This is a genomic window from Nannocystis sp., assembly GCF_016714285.1.
Classification (GTDB): Bacteria; Myxococcota_A; Polyangia; order Nannocystales; family Nannocystaceae; genus Nannocystis.
Map to the genome: position 1 here is coordinate 53551 of NZ_JADJNN010000035.1, position 24974 is coordinate 78524.

General features: G+C 71.2%; 18 protein-coding genes. 7 read left to right on the plus strand and 11 right to left on the minus strand.

Annotated features, from left to right (window positions below; all coding sequences use genetic code 11):
* Positions 1–10 precede the first annotated feature (10 nt).
* A complete protein-coding gene (locus IPJ59_RS32470) occupies positions 11–1447 on the plus strand; it encodes a COG3014 family protein (RefSeq protein ID WP_293275085.1) in 1437 nt (478 codons plus the stop codon).
* 17 nt (positions 1448–1464) lie between these two features.
* A complete protein-coding gene (locus IPJ59_RS32475; protein ID WP_293275087.1) occupies positions 1465–2082 on the plus strand; it encodes a hypothetical protein in 618 nt (205 codons plus the stop codon).
* A 50-nt stretch (positions 2083–2132) separates the two neighbouring features.
* Here IPJ59_RS32475 and IPJ59_RS32480 read toward each other — a convergent pair whose 3' ends face one another.
* The 4 genes from IPJ59_RS32480 to IPJ59_RS32495 form a co-directional block, all read right to left on the minus strand.
* The gene (locus IPJ59_RS32480) at positions 2133–2405 is read right to left on the minus strand and encodes a hypothetical protein (protein ID WP_293261922.1); all 273 of its coding nucleotides are present in this window, start codon (positions 2403–2405) and stop codon (positions 2133–2135) included.
* 97 nt (positions 2406–2502) lie between these two features.
* On the minus strand, positions 2503–5877 hold the full coding sequence (locus IPJ59_RS32485; protein WP_293275088.1) for a protein kinase domain-containing protein: 3375 nt from the start codon (positions 5875–5877) through the stop codon (positions 2503–2505).
* A complete protein-coding gene (locus tag IPJ59_RS32490) occupies positions 5874–7808 on the minus strand; it encodes an SIR2 family protein (protein ID WP_293275090.1) in 1935 nt (644 codons plus the stop codon). The genes IPJ59_RS32485 and IPJ59_RS32490 overlap by 4 nt, the downstream gene beginning before the upstream one ends.
* A gap of 100 nt (positions 7809–7908) precedes the next feature.
* Positions 7909–9627, minus strand: a complete 1719-nt coding sequence (locus tag IPJ59_RS32495) for an L-asparaginase family protein (protein WP_293261934.1) — start codon at positions 9625–9627, stop codon at positions 7909–7911.
* A 255-nt stretch (positions 9628–9882) separates the two neighbouring features.
* Between IPJ59_RS32495 and IPJ59_RS32500 the strand changes: the two genes are divergently transcribed.
* Positions 9883–10962, plus strand: coding sequence for a hypothetical protein (locus IPJ59_RS32500; protein ID WP_293275091.1), 1080 nt, complete (start codon positions 9883–9885; stop codon positions 10960–10962).
* 91 nt (positions 10963–11053) lie between these two features.
* Here IPJ59_RS32500 and IPJ59_RS32505 read toward each other — a convergent pair whose 3' ends face one another.
* Both IPJ59_RS32505 and IPJ59_RS32510 read right to left on the minus strand, forming a co-directional pair.
* Positions 11054–12904 (minus strand): multiheme c-type cytochrome, encoded by a 1851-nt coding sequence (locus IPJ59_RS32505; protein ID WP_293275093.1) that lies wholly within the window; start codon positions 12902–12904, stop codon positions 11054–11056.
* 332 nt (positions 12905–13236) lie between these two features.
* Complete coding sequence (locus tag IPJ59_RS32510; protein WP_293275095.1) at positions 13237–14475, minus strand: outer membrane beta-barrel protein; 1239 nt, start codon at positions 14473–14475, stop codon at positions 13237–13239.
* 173 nt (positions 14476–14648) lie between these two features.
* On the opposite strand from IPJ59_RS32510, the gene IPJ59_RS32515 reads away from it, so the two are divergent.
* From IPJ59_RS32515 to IPJ59_RS32525, 3 genes are all read left to right on the plus strand, one after another.
* Positions 14649–15626 carry a sensor histidine kinase gene (locus tag IPJ59_RS32515; RefSeq protein ID WP_293275097.1) on the plus strand — a complete coding sequence of 326 codons (978 nt, stop codon included), beginning with the start codon at positions 14649–14651 and terminating at the stop codon, positions 15624–15626.
* Positions 15623–16279 carry a response regulator gene (locus IPJ59_RS32520; protein WP_293261947.1) on the plus strand — a complete coding sequence of 219 codons (657 nt, stop codon included), beginning with the start codon at positions 15623–15625 and terminating at the stop codon, positions 16277–16279. The genes IPJ59_RS32515 and IPJ59_RS32520 overlap by 4 nt, the downstream gene beginning before the upstream one ends.
* A 137-nt stretch (positions 16280–16416) precedes the next feature.
* Positions 16417–16854, plus strand: coding sequence for a hypothetical protein (locus IPJ59_RS32525; RefSeq protein WP_293275099.1), 438 nt, complete (start codon positions 16417–16419; stop codon positions 16852–16854).
* A 4-nt stretch (positions 16855–16858) separates the two neighbouring features.
* Here the strand turns inward: IPJ59_RS32525 and IPJ59_RS32530 are convergent, their stop codons facing one another.
* The 3 genes from IPJ59_RS32530 to IPJ59_RS32540 all read right to left on the minus strand — a co-directional run bounded on the left by IPJ59_RS32530 (position 16859) and on the right by IPJ59_RS32540 (position 20726).
* Entirely contained in the window at positions 16859–17515 is a 657-nt protein-coding gene (locus IPJ59_RS32530) for a hypothetical protein (protein ID WP_293275102.1), read from the minus strand.
* A gap of 85 nt (positions 17516–17600) precedes the next feature.
* Positions 17601–18557 (minus strand): lysophospholipid acyltransferase family protein, encoded by a 957-nt coding sequence (locus IPJ59_RS32535; RefSeq protein ID WP_293275103.1) that lies wholly within the window; start codon positions 18555–18557, stop codon positions 17601–17603.
* A 111-nt stretch (positions 18558–18668) separates the two neighbouring features.
* The gene (locus tag IPJ59_RS32540) at positions 18669–20726 is read right to left on the minus strand and encodes a serine/threonine-protein kinase (RefSeq protein ID WP_293261959.1); all 2058 of its coding nucleotides are present in this window, start codon (positions 20724–20726) and stop codon (positions 18669–18671) included.
* Between the two features lie 409 nt (positions 20727–21135).
* Between IPJ59_RS32540 and IPJ59_RS32545 the strand changes: the two genes are divergently transcribed.
* Positions 21136–22218 (plus strand): hypothetical protein, encoded by a 1083-nt coding sequence (locus IPJ59_RS32545; protein ID WP_293275105.1) that lies wholly within the window; start codon positions 21136–21138, stop codon positions 22216–22218.
* Between the two features lie 15 nt (positions 22219–22233).
* On the opposite strand, the gene IPJ59_RS32550 is transcribed toward IPJ59_RS32545, so the two are convergent.
* Together IPJ59_RS32550 and IPJ59_RS32555 are read right to left on the minus strand one after the other, a co-directional pair.
* Positions 22234–23658 carry a BamA/TamA family outer membrane protein gene (locus IPJ59_RS32550; RefSeq protein ID WP_293261965.1) on the minus strand — a complete coding sequence of 475 codons (1425 nt, stop codon included), beginning with the start codon at positions 23656–23658 and terminating at the stop codon, positions 22234–22236.
* 62 nt (positions 23659–23720) lie between these two features.
* Complete coding sequence (locus tag IPJ59_RS32555; RefSeq protein WP_293275107.1) at positions 23721–24947, minus strand: BamA/TamA family outer membrane protein; 1227 nt, start codon at positions 24945–24947, stop codon at positions 23721–23723.
* Positions 24948–24974 lie beyond the last annotated feature (27 nt).

A 24974-nucleotide genomic window follows, 5' to 3' on the forward strand; every position in this document is an offset into this window, starting at 1 on the left:
TTTGGAGCAGATGACCACCGTGACGCCACAGCGACGACCGAGCCACGCCCGCATCGTGCTGGCCGCGACCCTCGGCCTGTTCGCCTGCGCGACCTACTCGGAGAAGACCCAGCTCGCCCGCGACGCCGCCCAGGCCGGCGACCTCGCCGGCAGCGAGAAGGTCCTCAACAAGTTCCTGAAGGTCCGCCGCAGCAGCGAGCTCCCGAGCGAATGGAAGAAGGAGACGGTCGTCGCCCTGCTCGAGCGCGCCATGGTCCTGCGCGGCAAGGGCGAGTGGAAGCAGAGCGCACGCGACCTCGGTGTCGCCGACAAACAACTCGTCCTCCTCGACATCGCCCGCGACGCCGGCCAGGTCGGCAAGTGGATCTTCAGCGACTCGGCCGGCAAGTACCACGCCCCGCCCTCCGAGAAGCTCGCGCTCAACGCCTTCAACATGCTCAACTACCTCCTGGCGGATGACCTCTCCGGCGCCCGCGTCGAGGCCAAGCGCTTCACCATCACCCGCGAGTACCTCGGCCAACAGGACCAGAACCCCCACGGCGCCTTCGGCTCCTACATCGCCGGCTTCGTGTACGAGCGCCTCGGCGAGCCCGACACGGCCCTGCGCTACTACGACGAGGCGCTGCAGGAGCAGGCCTTCCCCAGCCTGCGCGCCCCGGTCGCCCGCCTCGCCGCCCGCAGCAGCTACCGCAGCCCGCGGATCCGCGCCCTGCTCGGCGAGGCCGAACCACCCGCAACCGCCACCCGCAACACCACCACCCTCCTCGCCCAGACCCCGCCCGCCACAACCACGCCGCCCGAACCAACCCCCGCCAGGGGCGCCGAGCCAGGCGAACTGCTGGTCGTGATGAACGTCGGCCGCGTCCCCTACAAGGTCCCGGAGCGCATGCCGATCGGCCTCGCCATCGGCCTCGGCGCCACCTGGATCACCGGCAACACCGCGATCCTCGAGCGCTCGGCCCTCAAGTTCGTCATCTACCCGGAGCTCGTCCCCTCGCGCGCCCTCTTCAACACCGGCAACCTCAGCATCGACGGCCACGAGCACCCGTTCGAGCTGGCCACCAACCTCGACGCCGAGATCGTCCGCGAGTACGAGGCCCTCAAGCCCAAGATCATCGGCGCCGCGATCACCCGCCTCATCGTCCGCGCCGCCGTCGCCGAGGGGGCCCGCGCCGCCGGCAACCAGGCCAAGGACGGCGCCGGCGCGATCGTCGGCCTGCTCGCGGCGCTCGCCGCCGAGGGGGCCATGGTCGCCGCCGACAAGCCCGACACCCGCAGCTGGACCCTGCTCCCCGCCTTCGTGTTCGTCGCCCGCGTCCCGATCGCACCAGGCCCGCACCAGGTCCGCGTCACCGCGACCGGCTCCGGCGCGCGCGAGACCCACGACTTCTCCGTCGACGTGAAACCCGGCGGCTTCGCCGTCGTCGACGTGACCACCCTGCGTTGAGAAAGGCACCCATGTCCATGTCCCTCGCCCGATGCATGCCCCGCGCCGCGATGTTGCGTCCGCTCTCCCTGATCGCCGGCCTCTACGTCGGAGCCACCGCGATCCCGGGCCGCGCCGAGGCCAGCGTGGTCGGCCGCAACGGCATCGAGATCGAGGGCCCCCAGGACCGCCGCGGCTTCTTCATCGGCGCCGGTATCGGCTTCGGCGCCGTGTTCTTCAACAGCCCGGTCCTCAAGGACACCTACAAGGACACCAGCAACGTCATCCCCGCCGGTCGCCTCGAGCTCTCCCTCGGCGGCGGCGTCAACAAGCGCGTCACCCTCGGCGCCAACCTCTACCTCGGCATGTACACCGGCAAGAACCTCGGCACCAAGCCGCTCATGGGCGGCGACGTCGAGGGCTACTTCTTCGTCGTCAAGGGCCTGTTCATCCGCACCGGCCTCGGCGCCGCGGGCGTCCCCGGCGGCGACGGCAAGATCAAGTTCGGTGTCGGCGGCCTGCTCGGCCTCGGCTACGAGTTCTGGCTCAACCAGAGCGCCGCGCTCGCGGTCAACGTCAACTACGACCTGCGCGCCGTGCCCGGCGACGGCATGCGCCACACGCCCTACCTCGGCCTGCGCTTTGCCTGGTACTGACGAGTCAGGCCGTGCCTGGCCGTGCCTCGTGTCGCGCTGCCTGGCCGTGCCTACCCGTGGTAGCCGGTCCCGTCCCAGCGATGGGCCGGGTCGGGATAGAAGAACGAGCCACCGCAGTCGCGGTACTCCTGCACCAGCATGATCAGCCAACCTCCGGGCACGCGCGTGCGGTAGACCTCGATGTTGTTGCTGCTGCTTAGCCGCTCCCACACGATCTGCGGCCGCTTCATGCCGCGCTCGGCCCAGTAGGCCTCGTTGTTGGGGTCGGTCTGGGGATCGATCTCCGCGACGTCGTCATCCCGCATCATATTGCTGATGGCCATGGCCGCGGCATCGTGGCACAGCTGCCCCACCCCAGCAAGAAGCCGGCGATCCGCCCCCGACCAGCGCCTGGGCTCCCCAGGAGGGAAGCTCCCGTGCTCACCGCTTCGGCAGCGCCGCGCCGACCTGCGCCTGCTCCCTGAAGAAGGCCGCCGCCGAGGCGTTGTTCGGGTTTATCTCGAGCAAGCGACGGTAGTACTCGCCGGCCTTGTCGCGGCGGTTGAGCCCCTCGTTGGCCTGGGCCGCCCCGAGCAGGCCCTTGACGTGCCGCGGCCAGCGGTCCAGCAGACGGTCATAGAAGATCGCCGCGCTGTCGTAGCGCCCGAGCTTCCCGTAGCCATCGCCGAGGCACAGCAGCAGGCGCATGTCCCCGGGGATGCGGTCGTGCGCCTTGAGCAGCTCCGCCACCCCCTTCTCCGCGTCGCCGCCCGAGACCTGCTTGCAGCCCTCGTCGACCTGATCCGCGGCGCTCACCCGCGGCGTCGGCGGGCGATCGCCCGGATCGCTGGTCTTGCCGCCCGTGTCGTTGTTCACCGGCTTGATGCCCACCTCGCCGACGCTGGTCGGCGGCGCGAGGGTCGTCGGCGCGAGCTCCATACCCGTGGTCGTGTCCGTCAACGGCACCCCCGCGCTGGCATCGACCGGCCCCACGTCCCCATCTTCCAGCGCATCGCTCGCGGCCCGCGTCGGCTCGGGCACCGGCGGCGTCGGCGTGTCCTTCTTCTCCGGCGCCGTCGGCGACGGCACCACCGCGCTGCTGCCCTCGCGCCCGCCCTCCATCGTCAGCAAGGGTCCGGCGTCGGGTCCAAACAGCCCCGGGATCATGAACAGCAGCAGCACCGCCGCGACGGCCAGCAGCGCCACGGGCACGCGCCAATTCCCCGATCGCTCCGTCGCCAGCGGCAGCGCCGATACCGTCGGCTCGCCCCGACGCGGCCCGCTGCTGGTCTCGTGCCGCCTGTCCGCAGGGACACCCGCGAACGACCGCACCAGCACCGGTCCCGCGATCGGCTGGGCCGCCTCGGCCTGCGCCAGCGCCTCCCGCATCATCCGCGTCTCGGTCCGCTCCGCCGCGATCGTCCGACCCGGCACCGGGGCCTCCGCGCCATCATCCGCCGCGAACTCATCATCGACGTCAACGACCTCCTCACCCACCAGAGCGCCGTAGGCCGCCGTCGCCCGCGACGACCCCACGTCCTGCGCCCCGCGCATCGGCCCCGCCACGCTCACCGCCGGCGCCGCGACCGGGACGCCCCCAGCCGCCGCCACCACCGGTCCCGCCACGCTCGCGCCCGTCAGCGCCGCGACCGGCCTCGCCACGTTCGCAGCCGCGGCTGGCCTCGCCGCACTCGCAGCCGCCAGCGTCGCACCTGGCGCGGGCGCAGCCAGCCCCCGCGACGCGCTCGCAGCCGCCGCGCCCCCAGCGGCCGCCACCACCCCACGCGACGCGCTCACCGCCATCGCCTTGGCACCGCTCGGCACCTGCACGCGCGCCCGCACCGGCCCCGCCCCTTCCTCGCTGGCCAGCTCGAGCGCCACCACGAACTCGGCCGCCGACGCGAACCGGTCGTTGCGGTCCCACGCCACCGCCTTCTTGAGCACGTCCTGGATCACCGGGTTGCACGGCAGCCGGTCGATGAAGCGGTCCGCGTCGCGGATCACGTCCATCGCCAGGTCGCCGCCGAACAACGCGAACACCGCCGTCATCCCCAATCCATACACGTCGGCCCGCACGTCCGCGTCCTGCGGCCGCGACATCACCTCCGGCGCCGCGTACAAGAAGGTCCCCATCGCCCCCGTGCGCGTGCCCCCCGTAATATCCGTCTCGCGCACCAGGTCGAAGTCCGTCAGCTTCCCCTGGTCCCCGTCGACCATCACATTGCTCGGCTTCACGTCGCGGTGCACGAGCCCCCGCTCGTGGGCAAATTGCAGCGCCCGCCCGACCTGCACGATCATCTTCAGCGCCTGCGCCGGCGCCACTTGCATCTCCTGCACCGCCGCGTGCAGCGTGCCCCCCGGCAGGTACTCCATCACAAAGTAGAACTGCCCGTTCTCGTCGCCGTAGGGCTCGATCACCCGCACGATCGCCGGGTGCTGCAATTCCGACATCTTCCACGCCCCGCGGAAGAAGCGCTCGCGCCGCGACTTGTCCTCCGCGAATTGTCCGTGCAGCACCTTGATCGCCACCGGGCTCGGGTCATTCGGATCTCGCAGGTCGATCGCCCGCCACACCGCCGCGAAGCCACCCTGGCCGATCCGCTCCTCGAGCCGGTAGCGCCCGCGCCCGAGCACGTCGCCCGCCTGCAGCTGCGTGCCCTCGCGGAACTCCTTGCGCAATCGCCGGATCTCCGCCTCCGCCGCCGCCAGCGCCCGCGGGTCGGCCTGCGGGTCATTCTGCAGGCGATCGCGGCGCCCGAGCACCCCGTCGAGCGCCCGCGTCAGCTGCAATTGTTTATCACCGACCTTCAGATCAAGCGGCCCGCCCGGCCCGAACACCCGCGCATAGATCTCGTTGCGAAACGGGTTCGCCCCGCGACAGATGCCCGTCAGGCGCAGCTCCTTGGCCTCCTCGAGCCCGAGCTCCTGGCCCTCCGTCAGCCGGCGAAACAGCATCGTCAGCCGCGCGTCCGCCGTGACCAGACGGAAGATATTGTAGAAGTGGATATTGCGCGGACTCTCGGCGACGATCGTCTGCACCACCGCGTCGACGTCCGCCGCCCCGAGCTTGCCCTTCGTGCGCGCCGCGACGTTCCACAGCTGCTCGAAGATCAGCTGGCACAGGAACACCGAGCCGCCGCTCAGGTCGTACACCCGCGCCGTCAGGTCCGGCCCCGCGAAGGCCCCCGCCGTGCCGAGATACGCCGCCAGCTGGCTGACCTGCGCCGCGCTCAGGTCCTCCAATTCGATCTCGATCGCCACGTTGAACGGCGACCAGCGCGGGTCCTTGATGAACCGCGACGAGTGGGCCGCCCCCGCCAGCACGAACTGCAACCGCTGCAACTCCGCCGTATCAAGGCGGGCCCGCAGATTAAAGAAGGTGCGAAACTTGCTGAAGATCTGCTCGCGAAAGTCGACATTGAGCAGCACGTCGATCTCGTCCATGAAGACGATCAGCCGCTGCTTGCAGCCGTGCAACCACAGCAGCAGCACGTCGCGCGGGTCCTCCTGGCCGATCGGCGTCGGGTCGAAGTTGGCGCTGCGCGCCACCTCGTGCAGGAACTGGCGCCAGAAATCGTCGTACGAGGCCACCACGAAGGGCGACAGGTCGACCAGCGCGCAGCGGTACTTCTTCGGGTCCAGCGCCGCCATCGTGCGCAGCAGCAGGCTCGACTTCCCGCTCTGCCGCGGCGCCGCGAAGTACGGGTAATACTGATTGTCCTCGATCTGCTCGATCAGCTGCGCGTCGGCCTCGCGGCGAATGTACGCCTTGCCCGAGAAGGCCCCCGCCGCCCGGTACGGGTTCTCGAGCGTCATCGATAGCTGTCCTTGCGGCCGCAGCGGGCCGCCAGCTCCGCGTCGCTGCGCCCGGACAGTTCATCCTTGAACAGGTTGAAGCACAGGCACTGCGCCGGCTTCGGGCCCATCCCCGACAGCCTCCGCACCGCCTCGATCTGCCCCATCGCCGCCGCCCGCGAGCGCGGCGGCAGCAGCCCCAGCAGCGTCGCCAGCTCCGCGTCGCGAAACGGCGCGATCTCGACGGTATGCCACTCGCCGAGGTTCGGGTTGTTGAGTTGAAAGCTCGCCAGCACCGCCTCGAAGGCGTCGCGCGCCGTCACCACCACCCGCAGCTGATCGCCGTGCCGGGTCCCGAGCCGATGCAACGCCGGCACGAAGCGCTGGGCCACCTCGGGCGTCAGCCCGCTGAATTCGTCGAGCGTCAGCAGCAGCGGCCGCCGCTCGATCGCCGTCGAGATCTCGCGCCAGCCCTGGAAGGTCTCGCCATAACAATCGCCGATCGCCGCGAAGAACTCGTCATAAAACAAGTTCACGTCGTCGATGCGCATGTCCATCAGATCGAGCCGGCAGTGCGCCGCCTCCGACCCCCGCGTCCAGTAGCGATCGCTGCGCAGCAGCAGGCTCGACTTCCCGATCGAGAACTCCCCGCGCAGCACGATCAGCGGACTCTCCGCGAGCGCGGCCGCCAGCGCCCCGTCGGCGGCCCGCAGCACGTACGTCGGCGATCCCGGCGGCAGCGCCCCCGCCTTCTGAAACGGATTCTTCGGCCCGCCCGACTGCGTGCTGTCCAAAAGGCCAGGTGCCAGCGGCCGCGCCCCGCTGTCCCCCGCCACCACCCCGAGGATGCTGTCCCCCGCCGCCCCGAGCTCCTGCGTCGCCACGGCCGGCGCCGCCGTATGACTGTCCCCCGCGACCGGCGTCGCTACAGGCACCACCACGGGCACCACCGGCACCACCGGCACCACCGGCAGAGGCGCAAGCACCGTCGACCCGATCGCATCTGCCAGCCGCGGCAGGAACGCGTGCGCGTCGATCCCCTTGTAGAGCATCACCCGCGCGCGATCGATGCCCGGCGCCAGGTTGGCCAGCAAGCCCGCGTTGTCGCGCTGCAGCGCCGCCTCGTCGGCCCCATAAAACGCCCACAGCACGTCGATCGCCGCCAGCTCGCCGCGGATCACCTGGATCAGGCTGCGCGTAAAAATATCATCCCACCCGCCGTAGCCCAGCACCACCAGCGTGCGCGCCCCGAGCAGCTGCGCCAGCGAGGCCGCCAGCCGCGGCCGGTCCTGCCCGAGCTGCGCCGGCGTGTGCAGCGTGTCGCTGCGAAACCAGTCGCCGTGGAAGTGGACCACCAGCGTGCCCTGCCCGTCGATCGCCGCGAAGCCGCCGTCGCTGTGCAGCGCCGTCGTGAACGCCCGACCGCCCGCACGGTGCACGCTCACCGTCACCAGCGGGTCGAAGTTCGAGGTCAGCACGATCGGCCGCGCCGCCGCCGGCGTGCCCGCCAGCAGCCGCCCCAGCGCCTTCACGGCCGGCGGCAGGTGCCAGCCCTCGACGTCGTGCTCGAGCCCGCGACACAGATCCGCCGCGCCCTCGGCGATGTCACTGTGCACCTGCGGGAACTGCCGCGACGGCACCCGCGCCTGCAGCACGCAGCGACGAATGATCGCGTTCGCCAGGTCCTGCCCGCGGGTCCGCTGCAGGTGGCGAAACGCCGCCTGATAGCGCTGCTGCGGCTCCGCAGCAAGCGCCTTCTCGAAGCGCTCGAGCGCGTCCGGCCGCGTGTACACCCGTCGGATCTGGTCGATGACGCCGTCGACCCGCGGCACCCCCGGCTCGCCCGAGCGCCCCGGCGCCGTCACGGCCGAGCCCACCAGGAACACCAGATCGTGCGGCTGCGCCGTCAGCCGATCGAGCAGGTCCTCCTCGCTGGCGAAGTCATGGGCCATGGTCGCGTGCCAGGATACCCCAAGCCCGCGAGATCCCGAAAAGCCCACAGAAGCCCGTCCACGGGCCAGCACGGCCGACGTTCGATCTCGCCCATGACCCTCAGGTCGCCGTCGCAAGGTGCGTCGCCAGCAGGCTCACCGCCGTCTGGTGCCCGCCGCGGCGCGCCTCCTCGATCGCCGTGCTGCCGAAGCGGTCGACACGACGCGGGTCCGCCCCGCACACCAGCAGCAGCTGCAGCGCGTCGTCTCGCCCCTCCGCGGCCGCGAGGTGCAGCGGCGTGCGCCCGTCGTAGTCGGCGCTGTTCGGATCGGCCCCCGCCTCGATCCACAACCCGAGCCCCTCGATGTCCCCGACCGCCGCCAGCGCGCACAGCTGGGCCGCGAGATTGCCTGGCACCCGCGCCCCGTGGCGCCGCAACAGCGCGACCATCGGCCGCTGCCGGTGCCGCACCGCGTCGACGATCGGCGTCCCACCCCAGCGGTCGACCACCCCCACGCGCGCCCCCTTGCCGAGCAGCAGCCCCGCCGCCGCCAGCTGCCCCTCCGCCGCCGCCAGGTGCAGCGCCGTGCGCCCGTCATAGTCCGCCGCGTCGACCTCGGCCCCGCTGGCGATCAATCGCTCGAGCGCCGCGTGATCGCCGAGCCCCGCCGCCGAGCACATCAGCACCGGCAGCAGCGCCCGCTCGACGTCGACCCGCGTCACGCTCTCCCCCGCCTCGGCCAGCGCCCGCGCCACCGACGCGATGAACACCCGCTCACGGAAGCTAAACCGGTTCTGCTGCGCCCCCGCCGTCAGCTCGCCGCGCAGGTTGATCGCCATCAGTCGCCCGACCTCGCCGCGGTCGCGGTAGCGGCCGAGCAAGTGCCCCAGCTTGGTGAGCGCCGCCTCCGGCGTCATGTCGGCCCCGGCGATCACCCCGACCTCCGCCAGCGCCTCGGCCTCGCCCGCCGCGACCCGCCGCTCCTGCGTCACGTTCACGATCACGAGCCCCCGCGCGCTCGCGGCCCGCAGCACCGCCAGCAGCTCCGCCCGGCCCGCCAGCGCCCCCGCGTCGAAGCTCTCCAGCACCGCCCCCGCCAGCGGCGGCTGCAACATCCGCGTCAGCAGCTCCGGCGACAGCCCCGGGAACACCCGGATCGCCGCGACCTCGGGACCCGCCCCCGTGAGCACGCGAAACGGCCGGCTCGGCGGCGCCACGATCCGCTCCCACTCGACCCGGATCTCCGCGCCCACCTGCACGAGCGGGGGAAAGCTCCCCGATTGAAACAGCTCCGCCCCGGCCCCCTCCGCCCGCCGCGTCCGGTTGCCCCGCAGCAGCCGGTCGTTCCAGTACACGCACACCTCCGGGATCGCGTAGTGCCCCGCGATCGTCAGCGCCCCGAGCAGGTTGCCCTGCGCGTCGCCCCGGGCCTCCGCCAGCGGCACCTGCGAGCCCGTCACGATCACCGTCTTGCCGAGATTCTCGAGCATGAACGACAGCGCCGACGCCGTGTACGCCAGCGTGTCCGTCGCGTGCAGCACCACAAACGCGTCGTGCGTCGCGTAGCCCGCCTCGATGCTGCGCGCGATCCTCGTCCACACCGCCGCGTCGCTGCCCCCCGCGATCAGCGGCTCGTACTCGACGACGCTGTAATGGATCCTCCGCCCGTAACGCGACAGCGGGGTCGTCAACGCCGGCATCGTCCGGTCGTGAAATTGCGGCATCGTCGCCAGCAGCTCCGCCAGCAGCCCCGGCGCCGCCACCGGCCCCGCCGGGCTGTCCTGCATCCCGAGATTCCCGCCCGTGTAGAGGATGAGGACGCGGTTGGTGTGCTCCATGGCGGGAGTCCACCATAGCGGCGCCGACGCGCCGCGGTCAACCGCAACGGGTGCAGAAGCGATGCGCCGCTCCGAGCGCGCCCGCGGCCAGCCGGCGAATCGCAAACACCGTCGATTCGTGGCACATCGGCCGGGATGCATGCGACATTCATCGCATCTCTGCATTGGGCCCTACATCAGCCATACAAACCCGACTCAGGCCATGCAGGGCCCGGCTTGACGCGGCGCAAGTCGCCGCGATAGCTTCGGGCGACAATGCGAACCCTCGCTCGCCTGCCCGCCGCGCTGCTCCTCATATCCGCATGCGGCGGCGGTGAGGACGACGACACCGGCGCCGCAACCACCGCCAGCGCCTCGCAGGGCAGCATCTCGCTCTCGGGCCCCACCGCACCCGGCACGACCACCACCGCCGCCGACACCACCGCGACGGGCGAGCTGGTGACCACGGGAGGCCCAACCACCAGCGAGACGAACGGCCCGAAGTTCGACCTCGGCGACGCCACCGGCGGTCCGGACACCGGCGCCCAGGAGATGTGCCCGTGCGCCCCCAAGCTCGACCTGATCTACCTGCTCTCGGACGACCGCGAGCTGTGGACCTACGCCCCGCTCAGCGACAGCTTCACGATGATCGGCCCGCTCGGCTGCCCGACCACCGACGGCACCTTCTCGATGGGCGTCGGCCGCGACGGCAAGGCGTGGATCCAGACCACATACCTCGAAGACCAGATCAACCAAACCTACATCGGCGACCTCTTCATCCTCGACGTCAACGACCCGGCCAATTGCACCGACCCCGGGTACACGCCGGGCGCCGGCGGCTGGCAGCACTTCGGCATGGGCTTCGTATCGAACAGCGCGTCGGACCCCTGCGACAAGCTCTACGCCCAGCACTGGAACGGCATCGCTGGCGGCTTCACCGAGGGCCCCAATGATGGATTACTCGGTGTGTTCGACCCGGTCGCCCTCCAGGTCAAGACCATCGGCCCGACCGACTACAACGGCGCCGAGCTGACCGGCACCGGCGACGGCCGCCTGTTCGCGTTCGCCGGGGCGCCGAGCTCCAAGCTGATCGAGTTCGACAAGGCCACCGCGCAGGTGCTGGCGACCACCCCCTTCAATAACTTCCCCCTGACCAGCGCCTTCGCGTTCGCGTTCTGGGGCGGTGACTTCTACTTCTTCACCGAGGGCAACCTGCCGTACAGCAAGGTCACCAAGCTCGACTATGACAACAGCGACGGCGGCGGCAATGCGCTGACGACCGTCAACGCGATGGCGCCGATCCGCATCGTCGGCGCCGGGGTATCGACCTGCGCGCCGGTCCTCCCGCCGGGCTGACCTCGATCCGTCGCCACGCCGGGGCCGCAGCCCGAGGCCGCCGGGTGTCCCGCGCATGCCCGGCGCCCCTGGACCCCGCTCCCGCAAGGCGTCATGGTGCGACCAACTCGGCGGCAGCGACGTGCTCCGCGGTGTGTTCGGCCCCCTCGTAGAGCGCCTCGAAGGCGCGCACCTCCGGGGTCTCGACGGCGAACAGCTCGGCGGCGAAGCGAGGGGCGAGCGGCTGGTACAGCAGTTCGACGGAGATCGTGTAGGGACCGCCCACGACGGGCGCCGCAACGATGTACCGGGTGGTGTCCGCCGCGGCCACGAAATCCGCGTCCGCGCCCACGCCGACCGGGCTCGTGCGCGCGGCGTCCGGATGGTCGATGTCCCATCCGGCCGGCAGCAGCCGGTTGTCCTTCACGAAGCTACGCGCACGCAGCAGGCGAAACGCCGGCAGCCCGCCCTTGTCGGCCATGACCGACTCGTACACCTGTGCGACATCCTCGCTGGCGATCTGCGGATGGTGCGGCTGGACAGGGCCTCCGACCAGCTCGCTGGCGAGCGGCTGACCCGCGCCGTCGAGCAGTCGTCCCTCGCCGTCGACCTCCCCCGAACGGAAGCGCAACGCGTCGCTGCCGTCGCTGACGCGGATGCGCAGCCAGGCGCGCCGGCTCGGGTACCCGCTCGGAAACTTGTGACCCGCGAGGTTATGCACCGACACGTCGATGTGCAGCGAATCGCCGCTGCGCTTGGCGGTGAGCCCCACGGTCGCGGTGCGCTCGGCCAGCTGCGCGCGCACGCTGGCGATCACGGCGTCAAAGGCCGCGGCGTCCGCGTTGGGTCGCAGCGCGTCGCTGTGGTCGCGCAGCAGCGCGGGGAGGAGGGTGTTGCCGCCGACGAAGATGTGCCGGCCGTAGGGGTCACGCGGGGCGATCGGCGGGAAATCAGCGCCGCGTGGGTTGCGGGCGATACGGGTGGAGATCGGTGCACCGTCAGCATCGCTGGTCGGCATGTGGCAGGCGCCGCAGGCCGCGGCCTGCGACCCCGGCGTGCCCTCGTCACGGAAATCGGAGTTGCGCCACTCGAGATACGTCGCCTGCTCCGGGAACAGACCGGGCAGCTTGGTACCATCAGGGTCGAGGGTCTCGGTCTGCAGGGTGTGGCAGCTGCCGCACAGGCCCGCCGAGGTCGTATGCTCGGCCTTCGTCGGCGTGAAGCCGGTGCGATGCTGCATCGGCATGGTGAACGGGCTCGCGTGCGGCCCGTAGATCTGCCGCAGCGGCTTGACGAGGAAGCCGCCCGTGTAGCTCGCGTCGGTGCCGAGGCCGTCGGGCTGGATCTGATGGCAGAGCGCGCAGGCGACCCCGTCGATGCCCAGCTTGCCGGCCTTGCTGTCGCCGAGCAGGTCGGCGCGGGTCGGCGCCGGGAGGCCGGTGAACTCGTTGTGAACCCTGGCCATCGGCGCGTGACAGCCGAGGCAGGTGGCCTCGATCTCGGCCTGCGCGACCGGGGTCGCGGCGACCTCGGCCGACATCATCGCCCACCAGAAGGGATCGCGGGCCGAGTTGGCCATCGCGGTGGCCCGCCAGAGATCGAAGGGAGCGATCGGGCGGCTCTTGGCGTCGCGCATGGCCGTCGCGCCTTCGGCGTTGGCATGACATTCGGCGCAGATCGGGGAGGTCGCCAGCTCGTCGGTGTTGAGCTCGTCCAGGGCGGGCAGGTCGAAGCCGGGAGCCGGTCCATCGCCGCTGCTCCCGCTGTCACCGGTGCCGCTGCCTCCGTCGGTCGGGGTCGAGGGATCGACGCCGCTGCTCGGGTCGCCCTGGCTGCCCTGGCTCGCTGTCGTGGTGGTGGCAACGGTGCCAGCAGTGGAGGTCGTTGCGCCGTCCGACGTCGAGTCGCCGCAGGCCATGGCCAGGAGGAGCCCAGCGGAGATCTTGGATCGCCACAGATACACGCGTCACACCATGGGGCCCCGCGCAGGGGCCTCGAAGCGAAGCTTTTGCGACGTCGTGCACCGCGTCGATCTGTCGCGCACGCCAATCCGGGTCGACCTGCGCCGCTGTCTCGCGTGTCGCACGATGTCGCGACACGCGAAACAGCGGCGCCACTCGCTGCGAGGGTTCGCGGCTGCCGGTGGAGCCCTGAGGAGGCGCTCGTCCGACAGTGCGGCGGCCTCCATTGCGCCACGCTCGACGTCCGTCGCCGCGGCACGCTCGAGTCCCAGGCATGACGCGTCGGCGGGCGCTGCTTTCGCAGCCCCTGTCCTGACGTCCCCACGGACCGCCCTCACCCCCGCCGCTTGCCGAAGCGCCGCTCGAAGTACCCGATCACATTAAAAATCAACGAGTGCTGCCCATGCGCCAGCCCCGTCGAGGTGTCGCTGGTCGCGGCCCCGCGGTAGAAGAAGCCGCTCTGCGAGAACGAATGGTCGTAGCGATATTCGGCCCGCAGCAGCACCGCGTCCCACAGGCGGATATCATTGGTATAGGTCCCCGCGACCAGCCAGTCGTCGCGGTCGGACTCGTTGAAGATGCGGCCGCCGCGGTCCCAGAAGAACTCCGGGCGGGCCGCCATCCCCCAGCGGTGCTTCTTCCCGAGCACGTGCCAGCGCACCGACACCATCCCGTTGGCCCACTGCGTCAGCGGCTGGCCGTCCTTGCGGGTCAGGCGCTCGCGCCCGTAGTCGCCGACGAACGCCATGCCCCAGCGATCGCTGTTGTAGACCACCTGGGTGTCCGAGAGCAGCCGCCACGCCGCCGGCTGCAGGTCGGCCTCCTCCGGGCCGGCGTACACGTTCTGCACCACCGCCCAGCTCGCGTTCGGCGTGATCACCAGGTTGATGAGCCCGCTCGGCGCCTTGTTGCCGTCGCCCATCGTCCCGTAGCCATTCACGATCCACAGCCCGAGCCCGACCTTCTTCCCGATCGGCTGGTACACCCGCGCCCCCGTCAAATAGAAGGGCACCGACGAATAGCCCCAGGTGATCGACGAGTGCCAGTTATCCTTGGTCCAGAAGCTGCCAAAGTGCGTCGGCGCCAGCATCAGCCCGGCCGCGATCTCGGTCCCCCCGCGCAGCTTCACCCCCGTCCACGCGCGCCCGATGTGCTTCCAGGTCTCGACCCCCGCGTAGCGCCCGTCCTTCCCGCCCGCCACCGGCTCCGTGTAATACAGGGCGTCCGCCGCGGCCCCGGCCTGCAGCGCCAGCTCGAACATCCACGGCGACTTGATCGGGTCGCGGCGGATATATGCCACCAGCAGATTCGGGCTAAACTCCCCGGTCCGCGACGACACCTGGGTCCCGCGAAAGATGTGATTGTCGGGGCTGTTGCTGTTGACGACATATTGCGTGTCGACAAAGCCCCCGACGGCCCACGGCGCCTCCGGATCCTCCCCCTCCTCCAGGGCCCCGGGCGCGTCCTCCGGCGCCACCAGGTTGCCGCCCACCTCGGTGACCCCCGCCTGCGGCGCCGGCACGGCGCTCGGCCCCTCCGCCTCCCGCGTCGCGGGCGACACAGGGGACTGCACGAGCAACACAACGAGCGGATGAATCGCGAGCATCAGGGTCCGGGCGAACGCCAGACATGCTTGTCGCCACCCCACCCGCCCTGTCCATTTGTCCGCCAAAATCGCTAAGCGAATTACTTATTTCCCGCCCCGGGCCCTCATGGTATGCACCAGTGCGATCGGTCCGAAGCGCGATGCGTCTCGACCCCCAGCTGGCGGAGGCCCTGCTCGCCGCCCTCCCCGAGCCCGTCGTCCTGCTCGGCCGCGACGGCCAGCTCCGCGACGCCGTGGTCCCGCCCGCCGCGCACCCCGGCGCCCTCGCGCACCTCGAGCGCTTCCTCGCCGGCCCGCACGCGCCCGCTGCCCTCCGCCTCCTGCGCGAGCTCGGCGACGACGACCGCGTCCACACCCTCGACCTCGGCCCCGGCCCCGAGGACCGCCGCTTCGAGCTGCGCATGTCGCGAAGCCACGGCGACACCGTGCTCGCGCTCATGCACGACGTCACCGAGCAGCGCCTGCTCGAGCGCCGCATGCTCGACGAGGTCGCCCGCGCCCAGCAACAGATGGGCAGCGACCTCCACGACGGCGTGTGCCAGCAGCTCACCGGCCTGCTGCTGCTGGCCCAGGCGCTCGAGGGCGCCGCCAAGCGCGGTGAGCCGATCGCCCTCGCCGACCTCAGCCAATTGCGCGAGCACCTGGCCGCCGGCGCCGTCGAGGTCCGCCAGGTCTCGCAATCTCTGTACCCCGTGGTGCTCAGCCAGCACGGCCTGGTCGACGCCCTGCGCCAGCTCTGCGACTCGGTCAGCGCGCTGCACCGACTCCGTTGCAGCTGCATCACCAGCCTCACCCACCTCTCGCTCGCCGGCGCCGCGATCCAGCTCTATCGCATCGCCCAGGAGGCCGTCGCCAACGCCGTCCGCCACGCCCGCTGCACCACGATCACCGTCGAGTTCGCCCGCGACGGCGGCGAGCTGGTGCTCAGCATCAGCGACGACGGCACCGGTCTGCCCGCCTCACCCGCGACCCGCCCGCCCGGCATGGGCCTGCACTCGATGAGCCACCGCGCCGAGGCGATCGGCGCCTTCCTCAGCATCACCCCGCGCGAGGGCGGCGGCACCGTGGTCCGCTGCGCCCTCCCCGAAGTCCAAAGCGCCGAGAGCGAACCCGCATGAAGTCCCAGATCTTCGTCATCGACGACCACGCCCTGGTCCGCCTCGGCATGCGCCAGCTGCTCAACGGCGAGCCCGACCTCAACGTCTGCGGCGAGGCCGAGGACCTCCGCGGCGCGCTCGACAAGCTCGAGCACACGCCCACCGACCTGGTCCTCCTCGACCTCTCCCTGCGCAGCGGCGACGGCCTCGACGCCCTCAAACAGCTCCGCACCCAGCGCCCCGAACAGCGGATCTTGGTCCTCACCACCCACGACGAGAAGGTCTACGGCGAGCGCGTCATCCGGGCCGGCGCCGCCGGCTACGTGATGAAGGCCACCCCCGCCGAGGAGGTCCTGAACGCGATCCGCACCGCGCTGCGCGGCGAGCTCGCCGTCAGCCCCGCGCTCGCGGCCGCGCTCCTCAACACCGTCCTCGGCCAGCGCCCCGGCACCCGCGCCCCCCTCGACACCCTCAGCGACCGCGAGCTCGAGATCTTCAAGCTCATCGGCCAGGGCCAGAACACCCGCGACATCGCCACCTCCCTCGGCATCAGCGCCAAGACCGTCGAGACCCACCAGTTCAACCTCCGCACCAAGCTCGGCATCGCCTCCACCCACCAGCTCCGCCACCTCGCCTTCACGTGGCGCGACAACGACGGCAAACCCAGCCCCTGACCGGGCACCTGTCCGGCTGAGAATAAACCTCAGCGATACTAAGAGAATCGCTTGCCATCCTCCCCGACCTGGCTAAGACTTTCCCTCAGCCGCGACCCGGGCCCATTCCGGCGCTCCCGCGCGGCCCGGGGGATGCCATGCGAACCAAGCTGCTGCTCTCGACCCTGCTCTGCGCCTGCCTCACCGCCTGTGCCAGCGCCCCGGCTCCCGTCTCGCGGCCCGCCGCCGCCGAGCTCGCCTGCACCGGGGGCCCCGTCCTGCGCCCCGGCGACGTCGCCGCGGTCGAGCCGCTGTGGGCCGCGAACAAGCTGGTCAAGTCGCCGAGCTACCAGCTCGCTGGCGTCATCGTCGAGCTCCACCCCGGCGTCAGCCGCACCCGCGACGACCTCCAGACCGCGATCAACTGCCGTAGCGCCTGCGCCCTCGCCGGCCAGCCCGACCTGCTCGCCCTCCCTGGCCTGCACGCCAGCCTGCACCCGAGCTCCGACCACCTCACGATGATCCTCCGCAGCGACGACCCGGCCACCGCCCGCGAGGCGATGCTCCGCGCCGAGACCCTGCTGGCCAGGCGCTAAAGCCTCAGGGCGCGACGATCCGCCCCGGCGCACCGTTGGCGCCGTCCTCGGTGTGACAGTCGTTGCAATTGCCGTCCATCTGCGGCGACAGCATCACCCGCTCCTGATCGCCGCGCACGACGCGGGCGGTGATCGGGAAGGCGACCGTCCCGTACTGGACCTTGTCCCACAGGAAGTTGCCACCCTGGTTGACCTCGAGCTGGGTGACCATCTTGTTCGCATCGGTGATCTCGACGATCGTCGGCTCCTTGATGCCGTCGATGCCAAAGCACAGATCAGGCTCGTGCCCGGTCTCGTAGACCGTGCCACCGATCAAGATCCGCCCATTCACGAACGGCGCCAATTGCGTGTGGCAGGTCTTGCAGGCCATGCCCGGGTTCATGAACGGCGACTCCTGATTGCCCATGTCCCACTTGAGCCCGCGGCTGCACACGCTGTCGCCGCCGAAGGGATCGCCGGTGGTCGAGGCACCGCCGGTGCCGGTGCCCGTGCCCGTGTCGCCCTCGCCCGTCGTGGTCGGCGTCGCCGTCGTGGTCGCGGTCGTCGAGCCCTCGCCGGAGCTGGCGACGCTCGTGCTCGATCCATCCGACACCCCTGTACCGGCGTCACCACACGCGGCCACGAGCATCGAGCACAGCGAAATGGTCAAGCGCAGCTTCATGGCGCGGATAATCGCTGTTCTGGCCGCGGCGCGTGTGTGCGCGAAAACACGATCTGCGCAAGCGGACGGGCGGCTCACGGCCACTTCACGGTTTGCCGAACCACGGCCGCCGCCCCGCCGACAGACGATCGAGCAGCGCCTGCATCGCGCCCACGACCTCGGCGTAACAGCGGGTCAGCACCGCTGGATCGTCGGCGTCCGCCGGCCGCAGTCCAGGCCAGCGGATCGGCGCCCCGTAGGCGATCGTCGTCTGCGCCGGCAACGGCACATACGGCAGCAGCCCGATCGTCAGCCCCCACGGCACGCAGACGACGATCGGCACAACCCGCGTCCGCAGCCACTTCTCCGTCCGCAGCAACTTCGCCAAACCGTCACCCCGCGCCAGCACGATCAGCTGCTCGTGGGTGCCCACGCTGACCACCGGCACGACCGGCGCGCCCTCGCGGATCGCCAGCTTCACGAAGCCCTGCCGACCCGCCAGCTCGACGCGGTGACGCTGCCAGAACGGTCGGTAGGTCTCAAGGTCCGCGCCGGGGTAGACCAGCGCCAGGTGCCCGGCCCGCAGCGCCTTCTCGCCGCCGCCCTGCGACGCCCGCAAGGCGCCGCCCCGGACGGCGAGGCGGTGCGCCAGCGGATCGTGGGCGATGAGGTCGTGGACCAGCGGATGCACCACACGGCCCGGCCCGAAGCGGTCCCACACCCCGAGGACCGTGAAGAACGCGTCCATCGGCATGATGCCACCATTGTGGTTGCCGACCATCAGCGCCGGACCGTCGCCAGGGATGTGCTCCAACCCCTCGAAGCGCAGGCGAAAGTAGTGCTCTCCGAGCCACCGCGACATGTCCATCACCCAGCGGATAAACTCCGGGTCCCGCCGCTCCAGATCGTCCGGCACGAAGCCCGCCTCGCTGGTCCTGCTGACATAAGCCAGCACGGAGCTGAGGGCCTTCACCGGCGAGACCAAACGCAGCACCTCGGCGGGCGAGATGAACCCCCCCGCGCGCCTCGCTATGTCCCGCCAAAATCCGGTAATGGACAGCATGCGGCCCTCCTGCCCGCGCAAACTCGCCCACCTTAGAAGCGCCCCGCAGGCGCGTCAACGTGGCATCTCCCGCAGTATTTTCGCCGACGCTCAGGGCGGCTCAGGCCCCTATCAGGCCAGGTCGACGTCGATCTTGAGGAAGGTCTTGGCCAGCGAGCGCAGCGCGCTCTCTCGCTCGGTGGCGACCCGCAGGCGCTCGCTCAGCACCTCGATCACCGCGAGGCCGATATCACCGTTCTCGCGGACGATGCGACGAAAGTGGTCCGCCTCCAACAGCAACGTGCGCAGCGAACCAACCGCGACGACGCCGGCCGTGCGCGGCGCCCGGCCGAGCACCGCGACCTCACCGCACACCTCACCGGCGCCGAGGCGATTGATCACCGCCCCGTCGCGCACGACCTCGACGCTGCCCGCGAGCAAGATGCACAGCGACTCGCCGGCCTCCCCCTGGCGAAACACCGCCTGGCCGTCGACGTAGTGGACCTCGCGGCAAGCCTCGGCGATCGGCAGCAGATGCCACACCGGCACCGCCGCGAACAGGCTGATCTTCTGCAGGAAGGTCATGCGGTCGATCAGCGTGCGCAGGGCCGAGGGCGCCGCGCTGGCGTCGAGCTCCTGGCCCTCGTCGCCGCACAGCGTCGACACCACGCTCAGCCACGGGTCCGCGATCGCCGTCCCCGGCTGGGCGACGTCGAGGGTGGACAGCGCCGCGAACTCGCGCGAGCGCGCCAGGTTGCGGCCGGCTCGCACGACCGCCGAGAAGGCCCGCTCGCTCAGCTTCATCAGCAGCTCGCTGGCCAGCTCGCGCCCCGACGCGAGGACCGGCGCGCGCGACGGGTAGATCCGCAGGAAGATCCGCCAGTACAGATCGCCGGCGGCCTCGGCCAGCTGCTGCGCCTGCCCGTCCTGCTCGATGCCGCGGACGACCTGCAGCGTGATGTCGTGGTAGCCGGTGAGCAGCGCCCGCCGCAGGTCGGCCAGCCGCGAATCGTCGCCCGGCCGCGGCTCCCCGGACTCCTCGCCGCCCGGCTGCCGCGCCAGCAGCTCGTCGACCGCCCGCTCGCTGGGCGCCAGCCGCTCGAGCATCGCCTGCACCGCCGTGAGCGCCCGGCGAGCCTGCTCGGCCCGGTGCAGCCGCTCGCGCGTGCCCTCGAGCTCGGCCTCGAGATCGGCCAGCAGCTCGACCACGGACCCGTAACGAAACTCGCGGTTCTTGCTCAGCGCCCGGCGACAGATGTCCTCGACGCCCGCGGGGATCGGCCGACCCGGGGCCCGCTCCGTCGGCGGCTCGACCTGCTCGACCATCACCCGCATCAGCACCTCACGCGGGTTCGCCCCCTGAAACGGCAAGGTCAACGTCAGCAGCTCGTAGAGGATCACCCCGAGCGACCAGATGTCGCTGCGCACGTCGAGATCCTGCCCGCTGCGCGTGATCTGCTCCGGCGCCATGTACTCCGGCGTCCCCGCCTTCATCAGCGCCCGCGCCTGTCGCCGACCCTCCGGCCCGAGCACCTGCGCCAGCCCCCAGTCGACCAGCACGACCTCACCATACTCGCCGATGAACACGTTCTCCGGCTTGAGGTCGCAGTGCAACACGCCCCGCGCGTGCGCGTAGGCGACGGCGCGGCACAGCTCGATGAAGCAGCCGAGCAGGCGGTAGAGCCCGAAGCTCTGCGAGGTCGCCGGATCGCCGCGGCGCAGCGCGGTCAGCACGTCCGCCAGCGGCCGCCCAGTCAGCCGCTTCATCGTGTAGTAGATGCCGAGCGCGCTGCTGCAGCCGAGGTCGTACGCCGGCACGATGTTCGGGTGCTCGAGCCCGCCGGTGATGATCGCCTCCTCGACGAAGGCCTGGACCCGCATCGGGTCGGTCACCAGCTCCGGCGCGAGCACCTTCAACGCCAGCGTGCGCCGCAGGCTGCGGTCGGTCCCGAGGTACACCACCCCGCCGCCGCCGCGCCCCAGCTCCTCGCCCACCGCGTAGCGACCGTCGCCCTCGCCGTCGATCGTCGGCCCCACCGGATCGAGCCCCGGGCTCACCATCGGCGAGACCCCGAGGTCGCGGCAGTACTTGAAGATCTGCGGCTCCGCCAGCGTGTTCGAGCCAGCCGCGGCGATCGGCCCGCTGTCGCTCGCCCGCTTGTCCCACGGCCACTTCTTCGTCTCGGGCATCGGCGACGCGCCGCCCCGTTCAGGCGGCGACGGATGATAACAAGGCCCCGCACACGCGGATAGGGCTCGGCGCCCGAGCCACCCAAGCCCGTCAGCTTCACCCGCCGTGACTGCGACCCCGAGACCGGGCCCGGCGAGCCGCCGCCCGCGTGGCCGCTCGGCGAGCCTCGCTGCCGCGCCGCCGGCAAGCTGTGGGCCCTCGCCGACAGCCCCGACGAGCCCGGCGACGACGAGGGCCCGCCACCACCGCCGAGCGCCGCCCCGAGTGCGACGAGTGCAAGGACTCCCGCACGGACCTGTCCTTCGGGACATCCTCACATCGCGCCCGGTCCGCCGCGCGCACGCGCGGCCACGCGCGGCGAACAACTTGCCGTCGCGCTCGCCTCCCGGCGGGAGGAACATCCTGCGCATGAACGAAGCCTCGCACCGTCCCCCGCCCCCGCGTCCCCGCCGCCTCAGCGACGCCGAGCTCAAGGAGGTCGCCGGCATCGGCGGCGTCGGCCTCACCGGCTACGGCATCCTCGCGGGCGAGCTGGTCGCCGACCCCGGGGCCAAGATCCGCCTGATCACCTCCGGCAAGGGCACGCGCAGCGAGGTCAGCTTCACCATCGACGCCCCCGTGACCCGCCTCGACCTGCTGCCGGGCCACCTCCTGCGGGTGTTCGGGCTGATCCACAAGACGACCCAGTGGGTCGGCACGATCCGCCGCGCCCAGGTCCTCCACGACCACCTCGATCCCGCGCTGCTCCCCGGCATGCACGTCGAGCTCGCCGGCGTGGTCGACAACCGCGAGCCCGTCGCCATCGGCGGCGAGGCCATGCCCTCCGGCAGCTACCTCCGCCTGGAGCGCCCGATCCACCTCTCGGGCGCGGTCTTCGAGGAGCTGTTCCTCGAGCACAGCCCCTTCCCGCAGGACCACGCGCTCAAGGCCTACGGCCGGCTCGAGCTGCGCAGCGTCGGCGGCGTCGAGACCCCCCTGCGCCACTTCGCCGCCCTCAGCGGCGTGTCCGACGTCGGCGCCGGCGAGCCGCGCTTCGACGGCGTCCAGTTCCACTCGGCGATCAACGGCGCCCACCTGCGCGTGCTGACGATCCGGCGTCAGGACCTGTTCGACGCGCCCAACGCGATCGTCGTCCTCGACGGGCCGGCGGCGCGGGCCTTCCTCGGCAGCATGGGCGGCCTGATGATGCCGGGCCGCAACCCCTTCCACGGCTTCGGCGCCAGCGCCGAGATCAGCGCCCCCAGCGACGCCGAGCGCGCGAGCGTCCGCTTCGACGAGGCCGGCAACGCCACCGACGCCGCCACCGGTCAGCCGCTGCTGCTGCTGGACCGCGAGCAACCCCCGCCCAACGTCGTCGACGGCCTCACGACCACCTGGTACTTCGACCCCGCGCAGGAGATCGTCTACGCGTTCATCAGCGGCGGCATCGCGGGCTTCAACAACCGCATGAGCGCCGTGATGCGCTTCCCCCACGACGACCCCGGCGAGTGACACAGCGAGCGGGCATCAGAACGCGTGCTCGCTCTGCAGATAGAGCGCCCCGCCCTCGCGACTGAAGCCCGCCTCCACCCGGAACACCACGAAGCGGTTCCAGATCAAGAGCAGGCCTGGCCCGCCGGACGGGTACCAGGCCTTGAACAGGTCGGCGATCTTCATCGACACCAGGCCCAGCTCGACGAAGCCCTCGAAGCCGAGCCCGAGCTTGTTGCGCCCGAGGCGAAACTCGAGCGGCGTGAAGCGGATCTCCGCCGAGGCGGTCGCCTTGATGTTGCCGATGAAGCGGCGCCGGGCGAAGCCGCGGCCGACGAAGGCCCCGCCGTACGCGTCCATCGGGAACAGCCCGCCGAACTCGCCGAGCGCCATCAACGGCGCCACACCCCACAGCGCGTCGAAGCTGACGCGATGCGCGAACACGAAGCCGCTGCGCCCCAGCGGCCAGTAGTTGCGCGCCGTCGCGTGCACCCGCCCGAAGCCCGAGGTCGAGCCAGTGTAGGCGCCCGCGGTGTCGAGCGTGAGGTCGATGAGGCTGCCCTCGCGCGGGCTCCAGTCGTTATCGCGACTGTCCCAGGTCAGCCCGGCGCGCACGATGCCCCGGCGATAGGTGCCGACCAGGTTCGGGTCGTGCTCGACGAGGCGACTGTGGGCATACCCCTGGACGACGTCGACATAATAGAACAGCCCGGTGTATTGCCGCAGGGTGCCCACCGGGCGATCGGGGCGGTGCAGCTGCCACAGCGGGTGCTCGTAGGTCAACCACCCGCCGTAATTGTCCATGCGCATGCGATTGTACGGACCGGTCAGGTCGGTGCCCGCGAGGTTCTGATGGTTGTTGATCCCGAAGTATGGATAGACCGGGTCGAGCGAGATCCACACCCCGAACTGGATCACCTCGTTGCGCCCCAGCATGTCGCGCAGGCGGCCGCTCACGATGTGGTCCTGCACCCCGCGCGTCGACACCCGCGACCACGCCAACAGATACGCCCGGTTGAACTCCTCCCCCGGCCGCCGGTACGAGTAGTTGAGCGAACCACCGAGCGTGAGCCCCGTCGACGGCTGCGAGCTCAGGTGCGGCAGCGGCAAGAATCGGTGATTGCTGTCCCGCTTGCGCCGCGGCTTCACACGCCCCCGCGCGCCGCTCGGCGTCCGCGGCATCCGAGACTCCGAGAACACCGACATCGGGTTCATGCCGGTCGTCGGCACCGGCGCGTAGCGGTCGACCACGTCGCCCCGATCGCGGGCGACCGGGTCGTGCTGCAGCGGCAGCGGGGCCCCCGAGGCCGGCGCGGCCGCCCGCGGCACGCCCCGCCGCGGCGGCTGTGGCAGCGGCGACGGAGCGCCCGTCAGCGGTCGTGCGCTCGCCGGGACCCGGCGCGGCCCACCGGGGTCGGGCTCGGCGGCGACGAGAGCGAGGGCGAGGGGCAGGGGCAACACGTCGGTGGCCGATGCTGCGTCGACCCGCGACGGCCCGCAAGCGCGCCGTTCGCGGCCGGCGACTAGAACGCGTGCTCGCTCTGCAGATACACCGCCCCGCCCTCGCGACTGAAGCCCGCCTCGACGCGAAACACGATAAATCGATCCCATATCAGCAGCACGCCCGGGCCGCCCGACGGATAGGCGTACTTGAACAGATCGGCGATCTTGCGCGACACCATGCCGATCTCGAGAAAGCCGTCGAAGCCGAGCCCGAGCTTGTGCCGCCCGACCTTGAGCTCGACCGGCCGAAACCGCAGCTCGGCCCCCGCGGTCGCCTTGATCTCGCCGATGAAGCGGCGCCGGGCGAAGCCGCGGCCGACGAAGGCCCCGCCGTAGGCGTCGATCGGGAACAGCCCGCCGAACTCGCCGAGCGCCATCAAGGGCGGCGCGCCCCACAGCGCGTCGAAGGTGACCCGGTGCGCCAGCAGCAGCTTGCTGGTGCCGAGCGGCCAGTAGTGGCGCGCGCTCGCGTGGACCCGGCCCCAGCTGGTGCTCGACGCGGTGTAGGGCCCCGCCGCGTCGACCATGAGGTCGATCAGGCTGCCCTCGTGCGGGCTCCAGTCGTTGTCGCGGGTGTCCCAGCTGAGGCCCCCGCGCAAGATCCCGCGCCGCGCGTCACCGGCGAGCTGCGGGTCGCTCACCGCCATGCGACTGCCCTCATAGGCCTTCACGCGGTCGTAGAAGAACACCACCCCCGAGTAGTGCCGCAGCGTGCCCACGGCCTTGCCCGGGCGGTGCAGCTGCCACAGCGGGTGCTCGAAGCTAAACCACCCGCCGTAGTTCTCCATCCGGGCCCAGTTGTACGACCCGGTGATATCGGTGCCGGCGATGTTCTCGTGGTTGTTGACGCCGTAATACGCGAACACCGGGTCGACGATCACCATCAGGCCGAAGTTGAAGATCTCGCGGCGGCCCAGCATGTCGCGAACGCGGCCGCTGAGGATGTGGTCCTGCACCCCGCGCGTCGACACCCGCGACCACGCGCTCAGGTAGCCGCGGTTGAACTCCTCGCCGGGCCGGCGGTACGAGTAGTTGAGCGAGCCGCCGAGCATCAGCCCGACCGCCGGCTGCTCGCTGAGGTGCGGCAGCGGCAGGAAGCGGTGGTTGCGATCGCGGGTCCGACGCGGCCGCTTCGCCCGGCTCGGCTCGGGCGTGATCGGCTCCTGCGACTCCGGCGCGCCGAGCAGCGGGTCCGGGGGCTCCGCCGGGGCGAGCAGCGCGAGGGCGATGAGGACCGGCGACGACAAACGGGCGCCCGATCTTGTGCCGGGCGC

What these genes read in the sequence shown, in the direction of transcription:
- IPJ59_RS32500 (WP_293275091.1), top strand. Translation starts at nt 9,883, where the DNA reads ATGCGAACCCTCGCTCGCCTGCCCGCCGCGCTGCTCCTCATATCCGCA.
- IPJ59_RS32530 (WP_293275102.1), bottom strand. Translation starts at nt 17,515, where the DNA reads ATGAAGCTGCGCTTGACCATTTCGCTGTGCTCGATGCTCGTGGCCGCG.
- IPJ59_RS32485 (WP_293275088.1), bottom strand. Translation starts at nt 5,877, where the DNA reads ATGACGCTCGAGAACCCGTACCGGGCGGCGGGGGCCTTCTCGGGCAAG.
- IPJ59_RS32545 (WP_293275105.1), top strand. Translation starts at nt 21,136, where the DNA reads ATGAACGAAGCCTCGCACCGTCCCCCGCCCCCGCGTCCCCGCCGCCTC.
- IPJ59_RS32525 (WP_293275099.1), top strand. Translation starts at nt 16,417, where the DNA reads ATGCGAACCAAGCTGCTGCTCTCGACCCTGCTCTGCGCCTGCCTCACC.
- IPJ59_RS32480 (WP_293261922.1), bottom strand. Translation starts at nt 2,405, where the DNA reads ATGGCCATCAGCAATATGATGCGGGATGACGACGTCGCGGAGATCGAT.
- IPJ59_RS32475 (WP_293275087.1), top strand. Translation starts at nt 1,465, where the DNA reads ATGTCCCTCGCCCGATGCATGCCCCGCGCCGCGATGTTGCGTCCGCTC.
- IPJ59_RS32495 (WP_293261934.1), bottom strand. Translation starts at nt 9,627, where the DNA reads ATGGAGCACACCAACCGCGTCCTCATCCTCTACACGGGCGGGAATCTC.
- IPJ59_RS32520 (WP_293261947.1), top strand. Translation starts at nt 15,623, where the DNA reads ATGAAGTCCCAGATCTTCGTCATCGACGACCACGCCCTGGTCCGCCTC.
- IPJ59_RS32490 (WP_293275090.1), bottom strand. Translation starts at nt 7,808, where the DNA reads ATGGCCCATGACTTCGCCAGCGAGGAGGACCTGCTCGATCGGCTGACG.
- IPJ59_RS32470 (WP_293275085.1), top strand. Translation starts at nt 11, where the DNA reads ATGACCACCGTGACGCCACAGCGACGACCGAGCCACGCCCGCATCGTG.
- IPJ59_RS32515 (WP_293275097.1), top strand. Translation starts at nt 14,649, where the DNA reads ATGCGTCTCGACCCCCAGCTGGCGGAGGCCCTGCTCGCCGCCCTCCCC.
- IPJ59_RS32535 (WP_293275103.1), bottom strand. Translation starts at nt 18,557, where the DNA reads ATGCTGTCCATTACCGGATTTTGGCGGGACATAGCGAGGCGCGCGGGG.
- IPJ59_RS32540 (WP_293261959.1), bottom strand. Translation starts at nt 20,726, where the DNA reads ATGCCCGAGACGAAGAAGTGGCCGTGGGACAAGCGGGCGAGCGACAGC.